Here is a 25,153-nt window from a genome sequence, read left to right on the forward strand (position 1 = left end):
TCAGCCGTTGAACAGACGGATCGGGTTCACGATGTCGGCGATCACGAGCAGCACACCCATCACGGTGATCACACTCGCCATCACGTAGGCGATCGGGAGGAGTTTGGCGACGTCGACGTACCCGGGGTCGGGGCGGCCGAACAGCTTCGCGAAGCCGCGCCGGACGCCCTCCCAGATCGCTCCGATCATGTGGCCGCCGTCGAGCGGCAGCAGCGGGATGAAGTTGAACAGGGCAAGGAAGAGGTTGAGCGAGGCAAGCAACGAGACCAGGAAGGCGATCCGCTCGCCGCCGGACAGGGACTGGTTCGAGGCGATCTCGCCGGCCACCCGGCTGGCGCCGACGACGCTCATCGGGCTGTTCTGGTCGCGCTCGCCGCCGACGATCGACTTCGCGACACCGACCAGCTTGGCCGGGAAGTTGCCGATCGCCTTCACGGTGGCGACGGTCAGCTCGCCCATCTTGTCGACCACGAAGCCGGGGCCCTGCCGCTCGAGCTTCATCTCCGGCGACACCCCGAGGAAGCCGACCGAGACGATCTCGTCCGACCCGGCCTCCTTGGGCACCTGGTTGATGATCGTCTTGGTCTGCAGGGTCTGCTGCGCACCGTTGCGCTCGACAACGATCGTCGCCGGCTTGTCGGTGTTGGCCCGGATCAGCGGCGTGAGCTGGTCCCAGCTGGAGATCTGGGTGCCGTTGAACGACAGGATCTTGTCCCCGACCTGGAATCCCGCGGTCTTGGCCGGCGACACCGTGTCGGTGTTCGTGCACTTGCGGTCCGCGCTGGCCTGACTGGCCGGGATCACACAGTCGGTGACGGTCGAGACGGTCGTCTGCGCGACATTGGCGCCGTACAGCATGAAGAGCCCGCCGAAGAGCAGGAACGCGATCACGACGTTGACCAACGGGCCGGACGCCATCACGATCAGCTTCTTCCACCACACCTTCTGGTAGAACAGGCGGCCGTCGTCGGCGGGGTCGATGGTCTCGTACTCCGCGTTGCGGGCGTTCTCGGCGATCGACTGGATCGGGCCGGTGCTGGCCTTGCGCACCTTGTTCGGGGCGTCGCCCTTGGCGGGCGGGAGCATCCCGATGATCCGGACGAAGCCACCGGCCGGGATCGACTTGAAGCCGTACTCGGTCTCACCGCGCTTGACCGACCAGACCGTGCGGCCGAAGCCGACGAAGAACTGGGTGACCTTCATCCCGAAGGCCTTGGCCGGGAGCATGTGGCCCAGCTCGTGCAGGGCCACCGACACGATGATGCCGAGGGCGAAGACCACGATGCCGAGGATGGTGAGCAAGACGGTCATGCGGTGGTGGTCTCCTGTACTCCGGTGATCTCGCGCGCCCGGGTCCGCGCCCAGGCATCCGCGGCCAGGACGTCGTCGACGGACAGCTCCTCGTACGAGGGTACGTCGTGATCGGTCAGCACCTGAGCGACCGTGTCGACGATGCCCAGGAAGGGCAGTTTCCCGTCCCGGAAGGCCTGCACGCAGACCTCGTTGGCCGCGTTGAACACGGCCGGGGCGGTCCCGCCCAGCGTCCCGGCCTCGCGGGCCAGACCGACGGCGGGGAATGCCTCGTCGTCGAGCGGCAGGAACTGCCAACTGCTCGCGGTCGCCCAGTCCCAGGGCGGCGACGCGTCCGGTATCCGGTCGGGCCAGCCGATCCCGAGGGCGATCGGGAGCGTCATCGTCGGCGGCGAGACCTGCGCGATCGTCGAGCCGTCGTGGAACTCGACCATCGAGTGCACCGCCTGCTGCGGGTGCACGACGACGTCCACGCGGTCCATCGGGATGCCGAACAGCAGGTGCGCCTCGATCAGTTCGAGCCCCTTGTTGACCAGGGTCGCGGAGTTGATCGTCACGACCGGGCCCATCGCGAAGTTCGGGTGGGCGAGCGCCTGCTCGACGGTGACATTCGCGAGCTCGGACCGCTTGCGGCCGAGGAACGGACCACCGCTCGCGGTCAGGAGCAACCGCCGTACCTCATCCGGAGCACCGCCACGGAGGCACTGCGCGATCGCACTGTGCTCGGAGTCGACCGGCACGATCTGGCCGGGCTTCACCCGCCGGGTGACGACGGGGCCGCCGATGACGAGCGACTCCTTGTTGGCCAGCGCGAGCGTGTTCCCCGCGTCCAGCGCGGCCAGCGTCGGACGCAGGCCGACCGAGCCGGTGATGCCATTCAGTACGACGTCGCACGGGGTCGCGGCCAGCTCGCTCGACGCATCCGGACCGGTGATGATCTTCGGGATGCGGAACTCGCCCTGCGCGTATCCCTGCCGCTGCGCCTCGGCGTAGAACGCCAGCTGCAGATCCTGCGCCACTGTGGCCTTCGCCACCGCGACCACCTCGACCTCGAACGCCAGCGCCTGTTCGGCCAGCAGCCCGACGTTGTCGCCGCCGGCCGACAGCCCGAGCACCCGGAACCGGTCGCGATTACGTCCGATCAGCTCAAGGGCCTGAGTGCCGATCGAACCGGTCGAGCCGAGGATGACGACGGAGCGCGGGTTCACACCGCCATTGTCCCAGGTGGTGGTGTGAGCTGTAACCGTCGCCCCGGAGTAAACGGCGTACCGTTGTCCCATGAGTCTGGAGCAGCCGCCGCCCAGTCAACGGGCCTCTGACAAAGACCGGGAGCGCGCCGCCTCCGTCCTTCAGGAAGCGCACACCGACGGTCGCCTCGACTTCCAGGAGCTGGACGAGCGGCTGACGCAGGTGTACTCGGCCAAGACACAGCTCGAGCTGCGCGACGCGACCGCGGACCTGGTCCCGGTCCGCGACACCAGCAGGCCGGCCGAGGTGATGATCCGCGCCACTCACAGCTCGCAGAAGCGTGAGGGCGCCTGGCACGTCCCGGAGCGCGTCGGCGCCGAGCTCGTGCACTCCTCGGCGCGCCTCGACTTCACCGACGCCGCCGTGCACTGGCCCGAGGTGACCGTCACCGCGAACCTCACCCACAGCTCGATCACGATGATCGTCCCCGTCGGCTGGTCCGTCACCCTCGACGACGTCGAGCTCCACGGCGGCTCCGCCTCGAACAAGACCACCCCCGCGGGCCCCGACGCCGTGCACCTCGTCGTGACAGGCAGCGCCCGCTACAGCTCCCTCACGGTCCGCCATCCGCGCAAACGCCGCTGGTGGTGGCCCTGGTACCGCAAGTGATCTAAACCTCGTTCGCGGTGGTCTGGTTGCCGATACCGTGAGCGCATGACCGTTTCGCTGGATCTTGTGGACGTGGACTCGCTGCTCACCGCGGAGGAGGTCGACGTCCGTACGGCGGCTCGGCGGTTCGCGGACGAGCGGTTGCGGCCTTCGTTGCCGGAGTGGTTCGAGAGCGCGAGCATTCCGGCGCGGGAGCTGGCCAAGGAGCTGGGGGCGCTCGGGTTCCTGGGCATGCACCTGACCGGCTACGGCTGTGCGGGACTGGGGCCGGTGGCTTACGGGCTGGCGTGTCTGGAGATCGAGGCGGCCGACTCGGGGATGCGGTCGCTGGTCTCGGTGCAGGGGTCGCTGGCGATGTACGCGATCTGGAAGTACGGCAGTGACGAGCAGAAGAACGAGTGGCTGCCCCGGATGTCCGCGGGTGAGGCGATCGGGTGCTTCGGGCTGACCGAGCCTGACTTCGGCTCCAACCCCGGTGGGATGCGGACGAACGCGCGACGCGACGGTGACGACTGGGTGCTGAACGGTTCGAAGATGTGGATCACCAACGGGTCAGTGGCCGACGTGGCTGTGGTGTGGGCCCGGACCGACGAGGGTGTGCGCGGTTTCGTCGTACCGACGGCGACGCCTGGCTTCTCCGCTCCGGAGATCAAGGTGAAGATGTCGCTGCGCGCCTCTGTCACGTCAGAGCTCGTACTAGAAGATGTGCGGCTGCCGGCTGACGCGGTGCTGCCTGAGGCGCGTGGGCTGTCGGGTCCGTTGGGCTGCTTGAACGAGGCGCGGTTCGGCATCATCTTCGGCGCGATGGGCGCGGCCCGCGACTGCCTGGAGACGGCGATCGCGTACGCCGGTGAGCGGACCGTCTTCGACAAGCCGCTGTCCGGCTACCAGCTCACGCAGGCCAAGATCGCCGACATGGCGGTCGAGCTCAACAAGGGCATCCTGCTGGCAGTCCACCTCGGCCGGCTGAAGGAGAAGGGCACGCTCCGCCCGGAGCAGGTCAGCGTCGGCAAGCTGAACAACACCCGCGAGGCCATCGCCATCGCCCGCGAGTGCCGCACCATCCTGGCCGCCAACGGCATCAGCGGCGAGTACCCGATCATGCGGCACGCCAACAACCTGGAGTCCGTCCTCACCTACGAGGGCACCTCCGAGATCCACCAACTCGTCATCGGCCAAGCCCTCACCGGCGAAAACGCCTTCCGCTGACCCCATGCTCGCCGAACCCACAGTCGACCGCGAAGCACTGCTCACAGCGATCAGTACGTCGTACGGCGTGGCCGGCGAGCTGACCTTCATCCCCCTCGGCTGGGGCTCAGTCTGCTACCGCCTGGACGACAAATACTTCGTCAAGCTCTGGACTACGCCAGACGACGCGACCAACGCACTCATCCGCTTTCCGTTGGTCGCACAACTGCAGGACTCCGGTTTCCGCGTGCCCTACGCGATTCCCACCGGCACTGGTGAGCTTTCCATCACCACCCCCGACGGCGTCGTCGCCTTGTTTCCGCTCTTACCAGGCAGGTCTCCTGAGGAGTGGACCGTCCCCCTGCTCCACGAACTCGGCAGGGTGCTGGCGAGACTCCACTCGGTCGTTCCGACCTCCACACTCCTTCGCGAGGACTTCGCCGTACCGCACCAGCCACAACGCGAACGCCTCCTGCGGCTGCAGAGCGCGGTACGACGATTGCCGGCGCAGATGGTGGTCTGTCACACCGACCTGCACGGCGGGAACCTGTTGGTGGACGACTCCGGACAACTGAGTCTGCTGGACTGGGAGGGTGCTAGGTGGGCTCCGCCGGAGTGCGAGCTGGCCCTCCTCCTCCAGAAGGCGCAGCCTGCCGACGCCCACGCGCTCAAGCACGTGCTGGAGACCTACCCGGCCGACGTACCGCTGCATCTCGACCTGTTCGCGTTCTTCCTGCTACGGCGCTACGTGGCCGACTATTCGGCGCGGGCCTGGCGGCTGGAGCAGAGCGGTCTGACGGCTGCGGACGAGGCTGAGGCGCGGGAGGGGATGGTGACGTGGGGGTCGGCGCAGTGGGAGGCGTTGGATCGAACGCTCGAACTAGTGCGTGACGTGTTGCGCATGCGGGAGTGACGGGGCGGGTACAGTGAGTTAGGACCACTACTCCACGTCACGGGGCCAGGAGTTCCGAGAGGAGTCAGGCATGCGTATCGGAGTCGGAATCGCGCTCGTCACGGTCGGGGCGATCATTGCGTTCGCTGTTCGCGACACATCGGACAGCCTGAACCTCCAAGCCCTGGGGATCATCATCATGCTGGCCGGCGCTGCCGGGATCTGGCTGTCGTACCGGCTGGCCAATCCGCGCAGCCGCGACGAGGCCACCATGCTGAAGCCCGAGGTCGAGCAGCAGTACAGCGTCGCGCCGCACGAGAAGGTCGCCGAGACCGTCATCGACGTCACCCCGACCCACCTGCGCGAAGACCACAACGGCTTGAGCAAATAGCCGTACCGCCACGCGCAGCCGCCTTTAAGGCTGGATGAAGACCTGGGCGGAGGCTGGAGCCATGGACCGGAATCGGGAGTTGCTGGAGCGGTTGTGGCCGTCGGACGGGCAGTTGGCGCTGTCGGCGGAGGCGGAGCACGAGATGCGGGCCGAGGACTACGTGCTGGAGATGCCGCAGTCCGGGGAGCGCATCGTCGGACGGGACCGGATGCGCGCGATGCAGCGCGAGTACCCGAACCCACCCTCGATCCAGGTACTGCGGATCACCGGCGCCGGCGACCACTTCGTCGTACTGGGGCGGTCGGACTACGGCGGTGAGATCTACTACGTGGCGAATGTCGTCGAGTTCGCCGACGGCCGGATCGCCCGCGAGACCCGGATCTACGGCTCGCCGTTCGAACCGCCGGCCTGGCGGGCCGAATACGCTACTTCGCCACTTCGGTAGCGCGGGACTCGCGAACGACCGTGACCCGGATCTGGCCCGGGTAGGTGAGCTCTTCCTCGACCTGCTTGGCGATGTCGCGCGCCATCACCTGCGCGGCGATGTCGTCGACGGCGTCCGGCAGCACCATCACCCGGATCTCCCGGCCGGCCTGCATCGCGAACACCTTCTCGACACCGTCGTGATGCATCGCGATCTCCTCGAGCCGCTCGAGGCGCTGCACGTAGGCCTCCAGCGACTCACGCCGCGCGCCCGGTCGCCCACCACTGACCGCGTCCGCGGCCTGGGTCAGCACGGCCTCGACGGTCCGGACCTCGACCTCGTTGTGGTGGGCCTCGATGCAGTGCACGACGTCGTCGTTCTCACCCCACTTGCGCGCCAGGTCGGCACCGACGATCGCGTGGCTGCCCTCGGACTCGTGCGTGAGCGCCTTGCCGATGTCGTGCAGGAACGCGCCGCGCTTGCACAGCTTCGGATCGAGCCCGAGCTCGGCCGCCATCATCCCGGCGATGTGCGCGGACTCGATCAGGTGCTTGAGCACGTTCTGCCCGTACGACGTCCGGTAGCGCAGCAGCCCCATCGTCCGGATCAGCTCCGGGTGCAGATCGGTGATCCCGACCTCCGCCATCGCGTCCTCGGCCGCGCGCTCACACAGCTCGGCGACTTCGCCCTTGCTACGCTCGTAGATCTCCTCGATCCGGCTCGGGTGGATCCGCCCGTCCAGCACCAGCGAGTCCAGGGTCAGCCGCGCGGTCTCCCGTCGTACCGGATCGAAGCACGACAGCAGGACGGCTTCCGGGGTGTCGTCGATGATCAGGTTCACGCCGGTGGTCTGTTCGAACGAGCGGATGTTCCGCCCCTCGCGGCCGATGATCCGGCCCTTCATGTCGTCGCTGGGCAGGTGCACCACCGACACCACGGACTCGCTCGTCTGCTCCGACGCCAGCCGCTGCACGGCCCCGGTGATGATCTTGCGCGCCTTGGTCTCGCCCTCGTCGAGCGCCTGCCGCTCGATGTCGCGGACGATCGTGTGCGCGTGCCGCTTGGCCTCGGCCTCGATCGACGCGACCAACTCGGCCCGCGCCTGCTCGGTGGTCAGGTTCGCGACGCCTTCGAGGATCCGTCGGCGTTCGTCCTCGAGGTCCTTGATCTCCGCCTTGCGCTGGTCGAGCTCGGCCAGCTGCGCGGTCAGCTCGAGCTGCCGCTCCTCGCCCTGGCGGTGCTGCTCGTCGATCCGCTCCTCGCGCTCGGTCAGCCGGTGATCACGCCGCTCCATCTCCAGGCGCTGCTCCCGCAGGTCGTCCCGGATCGACTGCGCCTCCGCCTCGGCCTCGCGCCGGACGTCGGCGGCCCGCTGCTCGGCATCCCGCCGTACCTCCGAAGCCCGGTCCTCCGCGGCGCGGCGGATCTCCTCCGCGCGCTGCTCAGAGGTCTCCGCCCGCACCCGCAGTACGGCGGCCTCCTCCTCGGCCTGGCGCTTGATCAGCTCGGCCTGCGACTTGGCGCCCGAGGTGATCGTGCTCGCCTCGAGCTGGGCGTTCGCCAGCGCCGCGGTGTTGTCGGCGGCCTTGCGGCGGGAGAGTGTGAAGCCGATCCAGGCCAGCAGGCCCGTGATCACCAGACCGATTACGGTCAGGCCGGCGGAGCTCGCCATCGGCAACATCGGCCTCTCCCCTCGTCGAGTCACGCACCGGGCGGGACTGTGTCAGTCGGTCGAAGGGGTCACGCAGTGTCACCGGGTACGGCGATTCGCCCTACCGGCAACGGGGGCATCGTCGCCAGCGGTTCTCCGGACGACGTCTGTGCGGTCGCACCGTCCGGTACCTGTCCCGGCCGCCGGAGCGCCGTCGATCCGGCGGCCTGTGCAGATCGCCGCCGATCCCTGCAGCTCGCTATAACCGCCACCGTGAGGTGGAGTGATCCCTTCGTATTCCCGAGGCTAGGCGTGCCCCACCACCCGGTCAAGACGGACACTCGGCCACGCCTCGACCGCATTCGCGACCCGTTCGCATCCACAGACCAGCCACCCCACTGGTCCACCGATGCCGGGCGGGCACCGCGGTCGCGGCGCCGCCCTCAGCGCTACGGAACGACTACTGTCCGCAGTCGATCACTCGCGCGGACCCGGCAGGCCGGTGGCGGTTCCACCGGTCTCGGCGCCCGCGGTGGAAGAGCCGGCCGAGGCCGCGTCTCCTGCGTCGGGTACCTCGCCACCCACGGTCCAGCTCGCGGGATCGGCCGGAGCGGCGTCCTCCTCGGCACCGGCCGTATCTTCTGCTGCGCCGGCGGCGTCTTCTTGAGCGCCGACTGCATCCTCGGCCGCGCCTGCCGCGTCCTCCGAGGCTCCAGCCGTGTCGTCGGCCGTTGCTTGGGGCGCGTTGTCGGCCGCGGCGGTTTCACCCGTTTGGGAGTCGACGAAAGTGCCGACCTTTTCCTGTACCGCGTCGACCTTGGCCGCGTACTTCCCACCGGTCTGCTGGTCGATCAGATCGCCGGCTTTCGCCACGCCGGCCTTGATCTTGTCCGGGTTCTGCTTGACGACGTTCCGGAGCCAGTTCTTCGCCTGTTCCTGGAATTCGTTCATTGCACCCTCCGCGGTGTGTCAGGGGCGGATCGACGGAAAATCCCCAGCGTACGGTCCCAGCCAAACAACTGAGTCCTCTTCGGATAACACACCGTCGCAACCGACCCGTCAACGCCCCTCGCCGCCGACAGCGTCACGGATTCAGCCGGCGAGCGCGCGGCTGGTCGGCGTCTCCCGGCCCAAATAGTCCCCAGGCCGCCCCTCGAACAGCACCGTTCCACCGTGCCGGCCCGGTCCGGGCCCGAGGTCGATCAGCCAGTCGGCCCGCCGGATCACCTCCAGATTGTGCTCGACCACGACCACGCTGTGCCCGTGCTCGACCAGCCGGTCCAGCACTCTCAGCAGCGTCTCGACGTCGTCGAGGTGCAGCCCGGTCGTCGGCTCATCCAGCACGTACGTCGTACTCCCGTCCGCCGCACTGAGCTCCTTCGCGATTTTCACCCGCTGGCATTCCCCACCGGAAAGCGTGTCCAGCGACTGTCCCAGCCGTAAATAACCCAGCCCGACCGCCGCCAACTGCCGCAGTCCACGCGCGATCCCGGCATCGGAGAACTCGGTGATCGCCTGGTCGATCGTCAGCTCGTCGACATCCGCGATCGAATACCCGTTCACCAAGTAGGTCAGGGATTCCGGCGAAAAACGCCGCCCGCCACACGCCGGGCAAACAACCTCCTGGCCTTCCAGGAATGCGAGATCGGTCCGCAGCACACCGAGCCCGCGGCACTCCGGACAAGCACCGGCCGAATTCGCACTGAACATCGCCACCGGTACGCCGTTGCGCTGGGCAAAAAGTTTCCGAATCGCCGGCGCGATCCCGGTATACGTGACCGGTGTCGACCGCCGGCTCGTCCCGACCGCCTTCTGATCGATCACCACCGCCGGGCACTGCGCCACCAGCTCGGCCGCCAGGCTCGACTTCCCCGACCCCGCGACGCCGGTCAGCACCGTCATCACACCGGCCGGAATCCGCACCGTCACATCCCGGAGGTTGTTCCTTACGGCGTTCGCTACCACCAACTCCCCCACGCCCGGCCGAGCCGGCTCATCCGCCCGCGCCCCGCCACGCTCATCGGTCCGCCTCAGGGCGCGGCCCGTCGGGGTGTCGGCTGCCCGGAGTTCGTCGTACGGGCCCTGGAACACCACGCGCCCACCCGCGGCGCCGGCTTCCGGGCCGACCTCGATGATCTGATCCGCGTGCCGCATCACCGCCGGGTCGTGCTCCACCACGAGCACGCTGTTCCCGCTGTCGCGCAGCTGCTCGAGCAACGCGATCATCGACTCCACATCGGTCGGATGCAGTCCAACGGTCGGCTCGTCGACGACGTACGTCAGCTCCGTCAGGCTCGAACCGAGCTGCTTCACCGTCTTGATCCGCTGCGACTCACCACCCGACAAACTCGTCGTCGCCCGCGCGAGCGCCAGGTACCCGAGCCCGATGGTGACCATTGCCTGCAACCGTTCGGTGAGTGCCGCCACCACCGGCGCGACGGCCGGTACGTCGATCCCCCGCACGAACTCCAGCAGCTCGGTGATCTCCCATCGAGCCAGCTCGCCGATCGTCCGGCCGTCCACGGTCGCCGTCCGTGCGTCCTTCGCGAGCCGATCACCGTCACACTCCGGGCAGACACCCGACTGCGTGAACCTCTGAATTGTCTCCTGCTTACGCTCTGAGAGGTTGTCGGCGGTGTGCAGGTAGATGCGCTCGAATCGCTCGACCACACCCTCGTAGTCCTTCGGCAGCTTGCGCCCCAGGTCGGCCGCTGCGCGTCCGCCGTACAGGAGTGCCTCGCGCTCGCCCTTCGACCACTCGCGCAGTGGGGTGTCGATGTCGAACGCGCCGATGTCGGCGTACTGCGAGTACCAGTACTTGCCCGGCCCGAAGCCGGGCAGGCTGATGGCGCCCTCGTTGAGCGACTTGTCGAGGTCGAGGAATCGGTCGGCGGCGCTCACCACGACCTCGCCCAGCCCCGAGCACTCCGGGCACATCCCGCTCGGGTCGTTGAACGAGAACCGGTTCGACTCCCCGACGTTCGGCTCGCTGAGCCGCGAGAACAGCAGCCGCAGGTACGTCCACGCATCCGTCACCGTGCCGACTGTCGACCGCGCGTTGCCGCCGATCCGGCGCTGGTCGATCACGATCACCGGTGTCAGGCCGTCGATGTGGTCGACCTCCGGCCGCGTCCACTTCGGCAGCCGGTTCCGTGCGAACGGCGGGAACGTCTCGTTCAGCTGGAACCCCGCCTCGGCGGCGATCGTGTCGAACACCAGTGACGACTTCCCCGACCCTGAGCGCCCGACGAACACCACCAGCTGATTGCGCGGTACGTCGAGGTCGACGTCCGCGAGGTTGTTGGTCCGGGCGCGGCGCAGGGTGATGGCTCGTTGGTTCATGCGGACGACGCTATGAGCAGATGTGGCCGGATTCTGGCCGCATCTTTTGTCATCATGGGTGGATGGCCGATGTCACCGCACGCATGCTCGCGCTGCTCTCGACGCTGCAGACCGGGCGCTCGTTCAGCGGCGACGAGCTGGTGCAACGCCTCGGCACGAGCGCCCGCACGCTGCGCCGCGATGTCGACCGGCTGCGCGGCTACGGGTATCCGGTGGAGACCCAGCCCGGTCCTGGCGGCTACTACCGGCTCACGGCGGGCCGCACGATGCCGCCGCTCGTGCTGGACGACGACGAGGCGGTCGCGACATTGCTCGCGCTGGCGTCGCTGGGTTCGGTTGGCTCGTCGGCGGAGGGCGGGATCGATGACGCGGCCACGCGGGCGTACGGGAAGGTCGATCAGTTCCTGCCGGCCAGGCTCCGCTCCCGGGCGGTCGCCGTCCGGGAGAGCGTGGAGACGAGTCATCAGGAAGCACCCAGCGTGCCGGCCGAACAGCTCGGGGAACTCGCTGAAGCCATCGGCCACCAGGAGCAGATCTCGTTCGCCTACCGCAGTGCGCGCGGTTCCGAGACGGTCCGCCGCGTCGAGCCGTACCGACAGATCCACCATCTACTGCGCTGGTACCTGCTCGCGTGGGACCTCGACCGCGACGACTGGCGCGTCTTCCGCGTCGACCGCATCAACGACCTACGCCGCAGCACAACCCGCTACACCCTGCGTCCCTTGCCTGCCGACTCGGCCACGGCCTACCTCCGCGAGGGTCTCCATAAAGCAAAGCATCCCGTCCGCCTCGTGATCGACGCGCCGGCCGCGGCAGTCATCGATGCTTTCAAGTACCAGGACGCTGAGATCCAGGCAGTGGGTCCTGCCACGACCGAACTCACCGTCGCCCTGGACACCTGGCACTGGCTTCTCATGCCGCTGGCCTTTCTCGACGTCAGCTACCGCATCGTCGACGCGCCGCCCGCCTTCGCTGCCGCCTATCAATCCTTCGCCGAGCGTCTCCTCGAGGCGAGTACGTCTTTCGCTTCTGCAGCTGGGGCGAAGAGCAGCCAGCCGTCGAGCAGTGCCTCTCGAAGGACAGGCTCGGAGACCTGATCCAGCTCGACCAGTACGGCGGCGTAGTTGTCGAAATGCGGGATCGTGAAGAAGCCGTCGTTCGAACGGGCCGTCAGCACCGCTTCCTTCTCGCCCAGGTCCTCGACCCGGATCGCGAGAATCGGCTCGGCCGGCGGGGTCTCGTCGCCGAAGCGCTTCAGATCCGCCTTGCTGTACGGGCGTTCCCAGGCGAATCCCTTGCCGCCGACCGCCCAGGTGCGATGTCCGTGCCGCTCGGTCTCCTCGGTCCCGGGCAGCTCCGCGACCAGCCGCTCGACATCCTCCAGGCTCGCCATCACTCGACCTCGATTCCTGACGAATCCAGCAACGGAAACTCTTCGTGGGACGCGTCGAGCTCCTGCTTGATGATGCTCATCGCCATCCCGCCGGGATAGCCCTTGCGGGCCAACATCCCCAGCAAGCGTCGCATGGCCACCTGCCGATCCAGCGAACGCATCGATCGCAGCTTCTTCCGAACCAGCTCCCGAGCCTTCTCTTCCTCCTGCTCAGGCGCCAGCTCCTCCAACGCATCCCGCGACAGCTCGTCGTCCACCCCGCGCCGCCGCAACTCCTGCGCCAGCGCCCGCTTCCCCAGCCCACGCCCCCGGTGCCGCGACTCCACCCAAGCCGTCGCGAACGCCGCATCGTCGATCAGCCCCACCTCGGTGAACCGATCCAGCACCTCATCAGCCACCTCGTCCGGAATCCCGCGCTCCGCCAGCACATCCGCCAGCTCCGCCCGAGTCCGCGGCTGCCCCGACAACTTGTCCAGCAAGATCCCCCGCGCCACCTGCGCCGGATCCGACTCCCCATCCAGCCCCACATCCACCGGCGGCTCATCCCTCTCATCCCGCCGCCGACGCCCGCCCCCCACCGGCCGCCGAGCCCCCAACCCCCGCCGAACCCCTTGGCGCTCCCCCGCCCCACTCCCACCCGACCCCGAGCCCGACCCGGAACCCGAGCCCGAACCACCAAAACCCCGCCCGCTCCCCCACTCCGAACCCGACTTCCGGGCCCCACCCGACCCACCAGCCCCATCAACCTCACTGTCCCCACCAGCCCCCCGCACCCCGAACGCGCTACTGACCTCGCTGGTCTCACCGGCTTCACCAGCCCCTACGGATCCACCCGTCCCGTCAGTCCCAGTGACCTCACCAGTCCCACCGGACACCACGGCCGCATCCGAACTACCAGCCCCACCAACCTCATAGGACTCACCAGGCGCCGCGGCCCCACCCGCCTTGCGCCCCCCACCAACCCCACGCGCCCTAGCAACCTCGACGCTTCCACCGGACCCACGAGTCCTATCCGACCCACCAGCCCCACTAGCACCATCCACATCAAGAACCTCACCGGCCCTGCCAGCATCACCAGCACCAGGGGACCCGTCCGAACCCCAAATCCCATCGCCCCCACCGGCCTCACCCGACGCAACAACCTCCTGCGCCCCAGATGCCTCAGCCCGTGACCTCGCCCGCGTCTTGGCCGCAGATCCCGCACGCGTCTCGGGCGTGGACTCCGCAGTCGTCTTGGGAATGGACGGTGAAGGTGTGGCCGGCGTGGACTCCGCCCGGGTAGTGGGCGCTGGCGCAGCGAGCCCAGCGTCAACTGTGCTCTCATCGCATTCTTCAGCGACGGTTGGCTCGGGGTTCCACACGCGGGTGGGTGTGCGGTCGGTGGGGCTTTGGGCCGGCCTGGTTGTCTTTGGGTTGGGGGCGATCGTTGCGTCGTCGCCCCACGGGTCGAAGGGCTCGCCCGTATCGCCCGCCTCGGAGGTCCCAGCCTCTTGCGAGGTGGCATCTCCGGTCTCTTCGCCGCCGGCGAACGCCTTCGCCTCGGCCAGGTAGTCCGTGGCAACAGTCCGCCGGATCCCAGTACTCCGGCGCCGTGTGCTCCCCGGGTCGTCCCCGGCAAAGTCGTCGTCCAGCTCACCCCATGGATCAACCACCGGACCCACAGGTTGGCGGGCAGCCCTTCTCTTACCGGCTCCCGCCCCGGGATCATCCGCGAGCGTCTCGTCGGGCGCCTGCTCACGCCGAGCCGAACCACGCTCCCGACCGGCCTCCGCCGCCGACCCGCCAGCCGCCGTACGGCGACCGCTCGACGCGCGCGCCCCACCAGCACGCCCGCCGGAACCACGGACCGCACCAGACCTCCGCGCTGTCCCATCGGCCGCTTCGGAACCAGGGGCGGCGTCAGACCTCCGCGCCGTCCCATCAACCGCTCCGGAACCACCGGCCGCGTCAGACTTCCGCGCCGTTCTATCAGCCGCTTCGGGAGCACGGGCCGCACCATTGCGCGCCGTCGCATCAGCCGCTCCGGGACCTACCTCCGAACGAGCGGCTCCCGCAGCAGCATCCGCCGAGCCGGAAGGTTCCGCCCGACCGCGCCCGCGGGTGGCGGGAGCGGTCGGCGTGCTTGCTGCACTGTCGAGTGCGGCGGTGCCGCGGGCCAGGAGCTCGCGGGCGTAGGCGAGGCGTTCCTCGTGCGGGAGAGACAGCGCCGCGGGGGCAGCTTCGGCAGGTGAGTGCCGAGGATCGCTGCCGCCCGCGGTGGGTCGATCAGAAGTCGACATCGACCTCGGCCGTGGCCTTGGGGTCGGCCGGCGCGTCCAGCGTCGGGCCGATGCCCATCTTCTCCTTGATCTTCTTCTCCAGCTCGTTGGCCAGATCGGGGTTGTCGCGCAGGAAGTTCCGCGCGTTCTCCCGGCCCTGGCCGAGCTGGTCGCTCTCGTAGGTGAACCACGCACCGGCCTTGCGGACGAAGCCCTGGTCGACACCGAGGTCGAGCAGGCTGCCCTCGCGGCTGATGCCCTGGCCGTAGATGATGTCGAACTCGGCCTGCTTGAACGGCGGTGCCACCTTGTTCTTCACGACCTTGACGCGGGTCCGGTTACCGACCACGTCGGTGCCGTCCTTGAGCGACTCGATCCGGCGCACGTCGAGGCGCACCGACGCGTAGAACTTCAGCGCCTTACCACCGGTCGTGGTCTCCGGGGAGCCGAACATCACGCCGATCTTCTCGCGCAGCTGGTTGATGAAGATCGCGGTCGTGTTGGTCCCGCTGACCGCACCGGTCATCTTCCGCAGCGCCTGGCTCATCAGCCGGGCCTGCAGACCGACGTGGCTGTCACCCATCTCGCCCTCGATCTCGGCCCGGGGCACCAGCGCGGCCACCGAGTCGATCACGACGATGTCGATCGCGCCGGAGCGGACCAGCATGTCGGCGATCTCCAGCGCCTGCTCACCGGAGTCCGGCTGCGAGACCAGCAGCGCGTCGGTGTCGACACCCAGCTTCTTCGCGTACTCCGGGTCGAGCGCGTGCTCGGCGTCGATGAAGGCCGCGATCCCGCCGGCGCGCTGGGCGTTCGCCACCGCGTGCAGGGCGACCGTCGTCTTACCGGAGGATTCCGGGCCGTAGATCTCCACCACGCGACCGCGCGGCAGCCCGCCGATCCCGAGCGCGATGTCGAGCGCGATCGAACCGGTCGGGATGACCTCGATCGGCGGCCTGTTCTGCTCACCGAGACGCATCACCGAGCCCTTGCCGCACTGCCGCTCGATCTGCGTCAGCGCGGTCGCAAGCGCCTTCTCGCGGTCCGCTTCCTTGCGCTCCGCGCTTGCTGTTGCACCAGCCATCTGACTGCCACCTGACCCATCTCGTAAGTGGGGCGAACTTGCCAGCCGCCCAGAGGATTCCGTCTCGCCAGAGAAGATATTCGGCGCCACGGACAGTTTTCGCCGCCACCACGAATCTGTGGACAACTCGGCCGTCCGCCGCCCTTCCCGGAGCACAAACTATCCCGAACACGTGTTCGAATCACAAACTGACACGCCGAAGCCGGCCCGGACAACCGGACTGGCCCACCGGCTCCCTACTCTTGCGGGCGTGACCGACCGTCCGGACGTCCCCGATTCCGCCGTCGTCCTCGCCCTCAGCCGGGTCGAGTTCGGCATCGACTCCGTCCTGGACGCGCTCCGCACCCAGGATCCGTTCGGCATCCGCAGCCTGCTCACCGAGTACTCCGCCCAGGAGCGTCCCAACCTGGCCGAGCGGGGCCTCATCCTGGCGATCGACCGGTTGCTGCAGATGAAGGTCCCGGGTCACGCCGAGTGGCCGACGCTGCCGCTGGCCAAGCGCTGCGACTGGTGGGTCGAGCGGCTCGGTGGGTTCGCCGCCGTGATCGCGGGCCTGCCCCGGATCAGTGGCGCCGCGGCCGACCGGCTGCCGATCAAGGACACCCTGGGCGCCTCCGTCCAGGCGATGGTGATCGGTGCGGTCTGCCGCGAGTACGGCGTCGAGGCGCATGCCGACCGGACCGCGGTCATCGCCCGCGTCCTGACCGACCGCCCGATCACCCCGGACGACGTCCTCGAGTACGACGACCCGACCATCGCGGGCCAGGACGTCGCCAAACAGCTCGGCTTCGGTGACGACTCCGAGGAGGCCGGACTGCGTAAGGGGGTCCGGCTGGTCTGGCGGATCAGCAAGCTGCTCGGCGGGCTCGGCGAGGTCTTCGAGGACCGTCCGCGGGGCAGTCTGGGCGCGCGGTTCATCGGCCAGTTGCCCGGGATCGGAGTGGTCGGCGGGTTCTTCGACGAGCGCAAGGGCATCCGCAAAGCGGCGTACAAGGCAGCGGATCTGCTCACCACCGGCACGTTCCGGGTCAAGCCGCTCTGATCGACCCGGGGCTCCACGGCTGGGATGATCAGGCCATGAACGCGATCGCCATCGTGCGCCCCGACGACACCTGGCCGGCCCAGTTCGAGAAGACCGCGCAGACGGTCCGGGGTGTGCTCGGCGAACTGGCCCAGCGCGTCGACCACATCGGTTCGACGTCGGTCCCCGGGCTGCCGGCCAAGGACATCCTCGACATGCAGGTGACGGTCGCCGCGGAGCCGGACCTGGACGAGGCCGTCGAGCGGATGGTCGCAGCGAACTGGGACTTCCGCCCGAAGGCCCAGCGCGATCATCCGGTGCCCGGACTGCCCGTGGACGAGCATCAATGGGTGAAGCGACTTGTGGTCGAGCCCATGTACCGCCGCCGGGTGAATCTGCACATCCGCGTGGCCGGCCGGGCCAACCAGCGCTATGCGTTGCTGTTCCGCGACTACCTACGCAGCCACCCGGAGACAGCCCAGGCATACGGCGAGTTCAAGCGCCGCGCAGCCGCCTTGCCGTTCGACAACATCGGCGACTACGCGGATCTCAAGGACCCGGTCTGCGACCTGATCTACCTTCCCGCCGAGGAGTGGGCCACCCGCACCGGCTGGGCCGTCTGAGCGCCGCTCAGCGCTCGCTGGCCGGCAGCCGCAGGTGCGCCCACACGGCGCGCCAGACGGTCTTCGCGGCTTCACCGTCGGCCAGAGCCTCGATGACCGTGCGGCCGTCCAGCTCCTCCACCACCTGGGTCTCCGCCCAGGTCCGTGCGTACGCGGGACCGAGATGATGGTCCATGCGCGTCCAGAATTCGGTCAGTCTCATGCGGGTCCGTCGTTGTCCTTCGGAGGCTGCTGGCTCCACCCGCCCTGCTGAGGCGGCTGCTGCCCGTACGGCGGGCCCTGAGGGGGCGGCGGCCCCCACTGACCGGGCTGCGGCTGTCCCGGGTACTGCGGCTGTCCGGGCTGCGGGCCCGGGTACGGCGCCTGACCGGGCTGGGGCGAAGGCTGACCGCCGTACTGTCCGGGCTGTCCCTGACCGGGCTGCGGGCCGTACTGACCCGGCTGGCCGTACTGGCCCGGACCTTGCCCCGGGCCCTGCGGCGGGTACTGCTGGCCGGGACCGTAGCCCGGCTGGCCGCCGTACTGAGGTCCCCACTGGCCCGGCTGCGGCTGGCCCGGATACTGCCCTGGGTACTGCCCGTAGCCCTGCTGCGCCTTGGCCTTGCGGCCGCGCAGCACGAAGAAGACGACCGCGCCGGCCGCGAGCAGCAACAGCACCACGATGAGAACGATCGCCCAGACCGGGAACCCGCCGCCGGCCTTCGAGGTCAGCGCGATGTTGCCCAGCTTGTCGATGCTGTCGTAGGTCGCCGTCCGGCCGTCGATCTTCGCGCCGTTGTCGTGCTCGAGAATCGTGCCCGGCATGGTGATCTTGAAGCTCACCTGCGGCTGCTGCCCACCGCCGACCAGCGAGCTGAGATCGGGCGCCTGGACCGTGACGGTGACCTTGCCGTCGGCCTTGCGGAAGTTGACCCCGTCACCGCTCGACTGGCCCATCTTCTCGAACGGCACGCTCTCGAGCGTGCACTTCTCGCCGACGGTCTGGTCGTCGTCGACAGCGCTGCAGGTCACGCCGTCCGTGGTCAACTGCTTGATGCTGGAGGCGATCTGCTGCTGAATCTTCTCCACCGACTGGCCGCTGGCCGTCAGCAGTTGCTTGTCGATGCCGATCTGCAGCGTCCCCGACACGGTCTCGTCCGATCCGACCTTCAGGTCGGCATCGAACGTCCCGCACCCGGCGAGGGCGAACAGACAGGCCACGACGATCGCGGCACGGACGCGTTTCATCATGTCTCCGATCATTCCAGACCGCTCCGACAACCTTCGCACCGGACGAGTGGCGACCAGGCTGCTCGAAACTGTCGGAGGCACCCGGCAAGATGGTCGTCGTGCAGAAGTCCAGCGCGTTGAGCCGGTTCTCGCCCGCCACCCGGGCGTGGTTCGGCGACGTCTTCGAGGCGGCCACCCCGGCCCAGCTCGAGGCGTGGGACGCCATCACCGCGGGCCGGGACGCGCTGGTGGTCGCCCCGACGGGCTCCGGCAAGACGCTGGCCGCGTTCCTGTGGGCGCTCGACCGGCTCGCGACGACCCCGCCGCCGGAGGATCCGAAGCTGCGCTGCCGGGTGCTCTACGTGTCTCCGCTGAAGGCGCTGGCGGTCGACGTCGAGCGCAACCTGCGGGCTCCGCTGATCGGGATCCGGGAGACCGCGCGGCGGCTCGGCGAGGCTCCGGTCGACGTCGAGGTCGCAGTGCGATCCGGCGACACCCCGGCGGCTGACCGGCGGCGGTTCGCCACCCGGCCGTCCGACGTGCTGATCACCACCCCGGAGTCGTTGTTCCTGCTGCTGACCTCACAGGGACGGGAGTCGCTGCGAGGCGTCGAGACCGTCATCGTCGACGAGGTGCACGCGGTCGCCGGCACGAAGCGCGGTGCGCATCTGGCGCTGACGCTGGAGCGGCTGGACTCGCTGCTCCCCAAGCCCGCGCAGCGGATCGGGTTGTCGGCAACGGTGCGGCCGGTCGAGGAGGTCGCGCGGTTCCTCGGCGGTGAGCGGCCGGTGACGGTCGTACAGCCGAAGTTCACCAAGCAGTGGGACCTGAGCGTCGTCGTACCGGTCGAGGACATGGCCGAGCTGGCGAGCACAGAGCTGGAGACCTCGGGTTCGGCCGCCGGGCCGCCGCAGCACGCGTCGATCTGGCCGCACGTCGAGGAGCAGGTCTTCAACCTGATCGAGCAGCACCGCTCGACCATCGTCTTCGCGAACTCGCGCCGACTCGCCGAGCGCCTGACCGCCCGGCTCAACGAGATCGCTGCCGAGCGCGCCGAGCTCGAGCTGGCCGACGAGGGATCGCCCGCGCAGGTGATGGCACAGTCCGGCGCCTCGCTGGCGGCGCCGCCGTTGATCGCCAAGTCGCACCACGGCTCGGTCAGCAAAGAGCAACGCGCGCTGATCGAGGCGGATCTGAAGTCCGGCCGACTGCCCTGTGTGGTGGCCACCAGCAGCCTCGAGCTCGGCATCGACATGGGCGCGGTCGATCTCGTCATTCAGGTCGAGGCGCCGCCGTCGGTCGCGAGCGGGCTGCAGCGGGTCGGACGCGCCGGTCACCAGGTCGGTGCGGTGTCGCGGGGTGTGCTGTTCCCGAAGTTCCGCGGCGATCTGATCGACACCGCGGTGGTCGTGCAGCGGATGCGCGACGGGTTGATCGAGAGCCTGCACATCCCGGCCAATCCGCTCGACGTGCTCGCCCAGCAGATCGTGTCGATCGTCGCGCTCGACGCCGTCGATGTCGACGAGCTCTTCACGCTGGTACGGCGCTGTGCCCCGTTCGCGACGTTGCCCCGCTCGGCTTACGACGGGGTGCTCGACATGCTGTCCGGCCGCTATCCGTCGGACGAGTTCGCGGAGTTGCGGCCGCGGATCGTGTTCGACCGGGTCAGCGGTGAGATCACCGGCCGGCCCGGAGCCCAGCGGCTCGCGGTGACCAGCGGGGGCACGATCCCCGACCGCGGGCTGTTCGGCGTCTTCCTGGTCGGCGAGTCGACCAATCACCGCGTCGGCGAGCTGGACGAGGAGATGGTCTACGAGTCGCGCGTCGGTGACGTGTTCACGCTCGGGGCGTCGAGCTGGCGGATCGAGGACATCACCCACGACCGGGTGCTGGTCTCCCCCGCGCCCGGTCAGCCGGGACGGTTACCGTTCTGGAAGGGTGACGCGGTCGGGCGACCGGCTGAGCTCGGCGCGGCGACAGGCGCCTTCGTGCGCAAGATGGCTGCGTTGCCGGCGGCCAAGGCGATCGAGCGCGCGCGAGCCGCGGGCCTCGACGAGTATGCGGCGAACAACCTCGTGTCCTACCTGGCTGAGCAGCGCGAAGCGACGAGCCGGGTGCCGGACGACGTGACGATTCTCGTGGAGCGATTCCGCGATGAGCTGGGTGACTGGCGGGTCTGCATCCATTCGCCGTACGGCGGCCAGGTGCACGGACCGTGGGCGCTCGCGATCGCCGCGCGGTTGCGCGAGCGCTACGGGATGGACGCGCAGTCGGTGTCCGGGGACGACGGGATCGTGCTGCGGTTGCCAGAGACCGACGAGGCGCCACCCGGTGCCGAGCTGGTCCTGTTCGATGCAGCCGACATCGAGGATCTGGTCACGACCGAGGTGGGTGGGTCGGCGCTGTTCGCCGCGCGATTCCGTGAGTGTGCCGCGCGAGCCCTGCTACTCCCCCGGCGGAATCCGGGGCGTCGATCACCGCTGTGGCAGCAGCGTCAGCGATCCGCGCAGCTGTTGAGCGTCGCGAGCAAGTACGGCTCGTTCCCGATCGTGCTCGAGACTCTGCGTGAAGTGCTGCAAGACGTTTACGACCTGCCGGCTTTGAAGGATCTGCTGACCGGGATCAGCGAGCGCCGGATCTCGGTCGTCGAGGTCGAGACCTCGGAGGCGTCGCCGTTCGCGAAGTCGCTGCTGTTCGGCTACGTGGGCGCCTTCATGTACGAGGGCGATACGCCGCTGGCGGAGAAGCGGGCAGCCGCACTTTCGCTGGATCAGAGCCTGCTGTCCGAGCTGCTCGGACGCACCGAGCTGCGGGAGCTGCTCGACGCCGAGGTCGTGTTGCGGACCGAGGCCGAGCTGCAACGCCTGGCCGAGGACCGGCGAGCGCGAGATGCCGAGGGACTCTTCGACGTACTGCGCCTCGTCGGGCCGCTGTCGGTGTCCGAGGCGTCGCAGCGTTGCGTCGACGACGCGGATGCCGAGACCTGGTTGACGGATCTGGCTGCCGCCCGGCGAGTTGTGCGGGTCAGGATCGCCGGTGAGCATCGCTGGGCGGTCGTCGAGGACGTGGCGCGATTGCGCGACGCACTCGGCGTACCGCTGCCGCCGGGGATCGCCGAAGCACATGCGGAGCCGGTCGCGGATCCGCTCGGCGATCTGGTGTCCCGGTATGCGCGGACGCACGGTCCGTTCCGCGCGATCGATCTTGCGACCCATCTCGGCATCGGTGTTGCGGTCGTCAACGAAGCGCTGCGTCGGCTGGCTGCGGCCGGGCGGGTGGTCGAGGGCGAGTTCCTGCCCGGCGGGATCGCGATGGAGTGGTGTGACAGCGAGATCCTGCGCCTGCTCCGCCGGCGTTCACTGGCCGCACTGCGCAAGGAGGTCGAGCCCGTCGATCCGACGGCGCTCGCCCGGTTCCTGCCGGCGTGGCAGGGCATCACCAGCAGCCGCGGTCGTGGATACGACGTACTCCTGGGAGCCGTTGAACAGCTGGCCGGATGCGCCGTTCCGGCGTCCGCGCTCGAGTCGATCGTGCTGCCCTCGCGAGTCCCCGGCTATCAGCCGTCGATGCTGGACGAGCTGACCGCGACCGGTGAGGTGGTGTGGGCCGGGTCGGGCTCGTTGCCGGGAACGGACGGCTGGGTGTCGCTGCATCTGGCCGACAACTGTGATCTGACGTTGCCTGATCCGGACCCGGCGTTCGAGATCGGTGACACACACCAAGCCGTGCTCGACGCTTTGTCCACCGGCGGCGCGTTCTTCTTCCGTCAGCTCAGCGATGCCGTGGGCGCGGCAACCGGAGTGGTCGATGACGAGACCATGGTCACCGTGCTGTGGGATCTCGTCTGGGCGGGCCACCTCACCAACGACACGCTGACCCCGGTGCGGTCACTCGTCGGTGGCGGTCGGGGCAGTCACCGCACGCGTCGGGCAACCCCTCGGGCGCGGCCCGGGCGTCCGATGCGGCCGGGCCGGCCGGCGATGCCCGCGCGCAGCGGTCCGCCGACGGCTGGTGGTCGCTGGTCGTTGCTCCCAGCCCGCAACGAGGACACGACGCGGCGGGCGCATGCAGCGGCGGAGACCTTGCTCGACCGGTACGGGATCGTCACCCGTGGTTCGGTCATCACGGAGCGGACTCCGGGTGGGTTTGCGGCCGTCTACAAGGTGCTGAGTGCCTTCGAGGAGTCCGGGCGCTGCCGACGCGGATACTTCGTCGCCGGATTGGGCGCTGCGCAGTTCGCGCTGCCGGGTGCGGTCGATCGGTTGCGTGCGCTGGCTGAGCTGCCTGGATCCGTCAGCGGCAGCGGGCGCGGCAAGCGTGACGAGGAGCCGGCGACGCGGGCCGTCGTACTGGCCGCGTCCGATCCTGCGAACCCGTACGGCGCCGCGCTCCCCTGGCCGGAGCGTGATGGTGCGAGTGGGCATCGCCCGGGTCGTAAGGCCGGAGCCCTGGTCGTCATGGTCGACGGGCGGTTGATCGTCTACGTCGAGCGCGGCGGGCGGACCGTGCTGAGCTTCACCGAGGATGTCGACCTGCTGCAGCCCGCGGTGGATGCACTGGCGCTGTCGATCCGGGATGGCCAGCTCGGGAAGCTGAGCGTCGAGACGGCGGACGGCGAGCAGGTTCGGCATACGGCCTTCGGGGATGCGCTGGCCAAGGCCGGCTTCCACGCGACTCCTCGCGGACTCCGGCTCCGTGCCTGAGGGCGACACCGTCTGGCGGGCCTGCAAGCGCCTCAACCAGGCGCTCGGCGGTCAGGAGCTGGCGCGGACGGACTTCCGGGTGCCGACGCTCGCGACGACCGACCTCAGCGGCCGGACGATGCTCGAGGTCGTTGCTCGCGGCAAGCATCTGCTGATGCGGCTGTCCGGCGGCGTGACCATCCACAGTCATTTCCGGATGGACGGCAGCTGGCACTTGTACCGGCCCGGCGAGAAGTGGCGTGGTGGAGCGTCCCATCAGATCCGTGCGGTGCTCGAGACAGCGTCCTGGACCGCTGTGGGCTACCGGCTGCCGGTGCTCGACCTGGTCGCGACAGACGCGGAGGACACCGTGGTCGGGCACCTTGGCCCCGATCTACTGGCACCCGACTTCGACCGGTCGCAGGCCATCGCCAATCTGGAAGCCGAACCGGACCGCACCATCAGCGAGGCCTTGCTCGATCAGCGCAACCTCGCCGGCATCGGCAACTTCTACCGCACCGAGGTCTGTTTCCTGCTCGGTCTGCATCCCTGGCGCCCGGTCTCGTCGGTCGATGTCGCGGCCGCGGTCGATCTGAGCCGCCGGCTACTAAAGGCCAACCTTCGCAACGGCACCCAGGTCAGCACCGGCGTCGACCGGAACGGGCAACGCACCTGGGTCTTCGAGCGGGCCGGCAAACCCTGCCGTCGCTGCCGGACCACGATCAGTACGGCGATGATCGGCCGAGCGCCCCAGGAGCGGATCAGCTACTGGTGCCCGGCCTGTCAGCCCGAAGCCGATCCCGGCCCGGACTGACCCTGTGGAAAACTCCGGCTGAGGCGGAAGCCGATCAGGCCGCGGAGGCCACGACCTCGGCCTCGATGGTCGTCGGATGCGCCAGGACCAGGGCCTCTTCGCGGGCCAGGTCTTCACTCACCTCGGCGAACACTGTCGACAGCGGCACCTCGAGGGCCATGCAGATCGCCGCCAGCAGCTCGCTGGAGGCCTCCTTCTGGCCGCGCTCGACCTCGGAGAGGTACCCGAGACTGACACGCGCGTCGGCGGACACCTCGCGCAAAGTGCGCCCCTGGCGCAGCCGCTTACGCCGCAGGACGTCGCCCAGCAGGCCACGAACCAGCACCATGAGGTTTCTCCCTTCCGCCTGTCCGGCCGTCTCTACTCGCACCGTAGCCCGACCGTGGGAACCAACGGTACCTGTTGCCGGGTCACTACTTCTCGCAATGTCCACCTTCGGTGCGCCGTGCCAGTCTGCCCTACCTGTCGCCATGCTGGTCTCAACACCCCGATCAGTCCAGTTCTTCCGTCACAAGTGACGCCACGAGCTCCAGCGCGGCCTCCACAGTGGCCTCCCGCACCGCGCTGCGATCACCGCTCAACTGCAGCTTCCGCACCTGTACGGCGTTTGGTCCGGCCGCCGCGATGTATACCGTGCCCGCCTCGACCCCCGCCTGCGGGTCAGGACCGGCCACACCGGTCGTGGCGAGCCCATAAGTGGCCCCCAGACGCTCCCGGACGCCGGTGGCGAGCGCTGCCGCAGTGTCGGGGTGCACAGGGCCCACAGCGTCCAAAAGGTCCTGAGGGACGCCCGCAAGCTTGGCCTTCAGGTCGGTCGCATAGACCACCACACCACCCCGGTACACCGCAGACACCCCCGCCACGTCCGTCAGAGCCGCACCAACCATTCCCCCGGTCAACGACTCAGCAGTAGCCAAAGTCTCGCCCCGCGCCTTCAAAACTCCGACCAACCTGGCGACGCCGCCCCAACCGGTGCTCTCCATGCCCCTATTCCACCCCATCGGCCGGGGTCG

General features: G+C 68.9%; 22 protein-coding genes. 10 read left to right on the plus strand and 12 right to left on the minus strand.

Annotation, left to right across the window (positions count from 1 at the left end; genetic code table 11):
* Positions 1–1,311 carry a M50 family metallopeptidase gene (locus ACIA49_RS32040; RefSeq protein ID WP_396381536.1) on the minus strand — a complete coding sequence of 437 codons (1,311 nt, stop codon included), beginning with the start codon at positions 1,309–1,311 and terminating at the stop codon, positions 1–3.
* A complete protein-coding gene (gene dxr, locus ACIA49_RS32045; protein ID WP_396381537.1) occupies positions 1,308–2,519 on the minus strand; it encodes a 1-deoxy-D-xylulose-5-phosphate reductoisomerase in 1,212 nt (403 codons plus the stop codon). Before dxr ends, ACIA49_RS32040 begins: the two co-directional genes overlap by 4 nt.
* A gap of 70 nt (positions 2,520–2,589) precedes the next feature.
* Between dxr and ACIA49_RS32050 the strand changes: the two genes are divergently transcribed.
* The 5 genes from ACIA49_RS32050 (at position 2,590) to ACIA49_RS32070 (ending at position 6,084) form a co-directional block, all read left to right on the plus strand.
* Positions 2,590–3,168: a DUF1707 domain-containing protein gene (locus ACIA49_RS32050; protein ID WP_396381538.1), complete on the plus strand. Its 579-nt coding sequence runs from the start codon at positions 2,590–2,592 to the stop codon at positions 3,166–3,168.
* 45 nt (positions 3,169–3,213) lie between these two features.
* On the plus strand, positions 3,214–4,377 hold the full coding sequence (locus ACIA49_RS32055) for an acyl-CoA dehydrogenase family protein (RefSeq protein WP_396381540.1): 1,164 nt from the start codon (positions 3,214–3,216) through the stop codon (positions 4,375–4,377).
* 4 nt (positions 4,378–4,381) lie between these two features.
* Entirely contained in the window at positions 4,382–5,269 is an 888-nt protein-coding gene (locus tag ACIA49_RS32060) for a phosphotransferase enzyme family protein (protein WP_396381541.1), read from the plus strand.
* A gap of 70 nt (positions 5,270–5,339) precedes the next feature.
* Complete coding sequence (locus tag ACIA49_RS32065; RefSeq protein ID WP_396381542.1) at positions 5,340–5,639, plus strand: DUF6458 family protein; 300 nt, start codon at positions 5,340–5,342, stop codon at positions 5,637–5,639.
* A gap of 61 nt (positions 5,640–5,700) precedes the next feature.
* Positions 5,701–6,084 (plus strand): nuclear transport factor 2 family protein, encoded by a 384-nt coding sequence (locus ACIA49_RS32070; RefSeq protein WP_396381543.1) that lies wholly within the window; start codon positions 5,701–5,703, stop codon positions 6,082–6,084.
* Here ACIA49_RS32070 and rny read toward each other — a convergent pair.
* The 3 genes from rny to ACIA49_RS32085 form a co-directional block, all read right to left on the minus strand.
* A complete protein-coding gene (gene rny, locus ACIA49_RS32075; RefSeq protein WP_396381544.1) occupies positions 6,065–7,744 on the minus strand; it encodes a ribonuclease Y in 1,680 nt (559 codons plus the stop codon). The genes ACIA49_RS32070 and rny overlap by 20 nt on opposite strands.
* A gap of 447 nt (positions 7,745–8,191) precedes the next feature.
* Positions 8,192–8,665 (minus strand): antitoxin, encoded by a 474-nt coding sequence (locus tag ACIA49_RS32080; RefSeq protein ID WP_396381545.1) that lies wholly within the window; start codon positions 8,663–8,665, stop codon positions 8,192–8,194.
* A 141-nt stretch (positions 8,666–8,806) separates the two neighbouring features.
* Positions 8,807–11,056: an excinuclease ABC subunit UvrA gene (locus tag ACIA49_RS32085; RefSeq protein ID WP_396381546.1), complete on the minus strand. Its 2,250-nt coding sequence runs from the start codon at positions 11,054–11,056 to the stop codon at positions 8,807–8,809.
* 62 nt (positions 11,057–11,118) lie between these two features.
* Between ACIA49_RS32085 and ACIA49_RS32090 the strand changes: the two genes are divergently transcribed.
* Positions 11,119–12,153, plus strand: a complete 1,035-nt coding sequence (locus tag ACIA49_RS32090) for a helix-turn-helix transcriptional regulator (RefSeq protein ID WP_396381547.1) — start codon at positions 11,119–11,121, stop codon at positions 12,151–12,153.
* Here the strand turns inward: ACIA49_RS32090 and ACIA49_RS32095 are convergent.
* From ACIA49_RS32095 to recA, 3 genes are all read right to left on the minus strand, one after another.
* Positions 12,039–12,449: an MmcQ/YjbR family DNA-binding protein gene (locus tag ACIA49_RS32095; protein ID WP_396381549.1), complete on the minus strand. Its 411-nt coding sequence runs from the start codon at positions 12,447–12,449 to the stop codon at positions 12,039–12,041. The two genes, ACIA49_RS32090 and ACIA49_RS32095, sit on opposite strands and share 115 nt — an antisense overlap.
* Positions 12,449–12,982, minus strand: a complete 534-nt coding sequence (locus tag ACIA49_RS32100; RefSeq protein WP_396381551.1) for a regulatory protein RecX — start codon at positions 12,980–12,982, stop codon at positions 12,449–12,451. Before ACIA49_RS32100 ends, ACIA49_RS32095 begins: the two co-directional genes overlap by 1 nt.
* 1,732 nt (positions 12,983–14,714) lie before the next feature.
* Positions 14,715–15,791, minus strand: a complete 1,077-nt coding sequence (gene recA / locus ACIA49_RS32105) for a recombinase RecA (RefSeq protein ID WP_396381552.1) — start codon at positions 15,789–15,791, stop codon at positions 14,715–14,717.
* 250 nt (positions 15,792–16,041) lie between these two features.
* Here recA and ACIA49_RS32110 point away from each other — a divergent pair, with 250 nt between their 5' ends.
* Positions 16,042–16,833 carry a hypothetical protein gene (locus ACIA49_RS32110; RefSeq protein WP_396381553.1) on the plus strand — a complete coding sequence of 264 codons (792 nt, stop codon included), beginning with the start codon at positions 16,042–16,044 and terminating at the stop codon, positions 16,831–16,833.
* A gap of 35 nt (positions 16,834–16,868) precedes the next feature.
* Positions 16,869–17,435, plus strand: a complete 567-nt coding sequence (locus ACIA49_RS32115) for a GrpB family protein (RefSeq protein WP_396381555.1) — start codon at positions 16,869–16,871, stop codon at positions 17,433–17,435.
* 7 nt (positions 17,436–17,442) lie between these two features.
* Here the strand turns inward: ACIA49_RS32115 and ACIA49_RS32120 are convergent, their stop codons facing one another.
* Both ACIA49_RS32120 and ACIA49_RS32125 read right to left on the minus strand, forming a co-directional pair.
* Positions 17,443–17,637 carry a DUF3046 domain-containing protein gene (locus ACIA49_RS32120; protein ID WP_391541919.1) on the minus strand — a complete coding sequence of 65 codons (195 nt, stop codon included), beginning with the start codon at positions 17,635–17,637 and terminating at the stop codon, positions 17,443–17,445.
* On the minus strand, positions 17,634–18,665 hold the full coding sequence (locus ACIA49_RS32125) for an LppM family (lipo)protein (RefSeq protein WP_396381556.1): 1,032 nt from the start codon (positions 18,663–18,665) through the stop codon (positions 17,634–17,636). Before ACIA49_RS32125 ends, ACIA49_RS32120 begins: the two co-directional genes overlap by 4 nt.
* Before the next feature lie 89 nt (positions 18,666–18,754).
* Between ACIA49_RS32125 and ACIA49_RS32130 the strand changes: the two genes are divergently transcribed.
* On the plus strand, positions 18,755–23,347 hold the full coding sequence (locus tag ACIA49_RS32130) for an ATP-dependent helicase (RefSeq protein WP_396381557.1): 4,593 nt from the start codon (positions 18,755–18,757) through the stop codon (positions 23,345–23,347).
* Positions 23,340–24,140: an Fpg/Nei family DNA glycosylase gene (locus ACIA49_RS32135; RefSeq protein ID WP_396381559.1), complete on the plus strand. Its 801-nt coding sequence runs from the start codon at positions 23,340–23,342 to the stop codon at positions 24,138–24,140. Before ACIA49_RS32130 ends, ACIA49_RS32135 begins: the two co-directional genes overlap by 8 nt.
* Before the next feature lie 34 nt (positions 24,141–24,174).
* Here ACIA49_RS32135 and ACIA49_RS32140 read toward each other — a convergent pair whose 3' ends face one another.
* Positions 24,175–24,468, minus strand: a complete 294-nt coding sequence (locus ACIA49_RS32140) for a helix-turn-helix domain-containing protein (protein ID WP_396381561.1) — start codon at positions 24,466–24,468, stop codon at positions 24,175–24,177.
* Positions 24,469–24,631: 163 nt separating this feature from the next.
* On the minus strand, positions 24,632–25,123 hold the full coding sequence (locus ACIA49_RS32145) for a CinA family protein (protein WP_396381563.1): 492 nt from the start codon (positions 25,121–25,123) through the stop codon (positions 24,632–24,634).
* Between the last annotated feature and the right edge of the window lie 30 nt (positions 25,124–25,153).

The sequence above is a fragment of the Kribbella sp. NPDC051587 genome, assembly GCF_044453945.1.
Lineage (GTDB): Bacteria > Actinomycetota > Actinomycetes > Propionibacteriales > Kribbellaceae > Kribbella.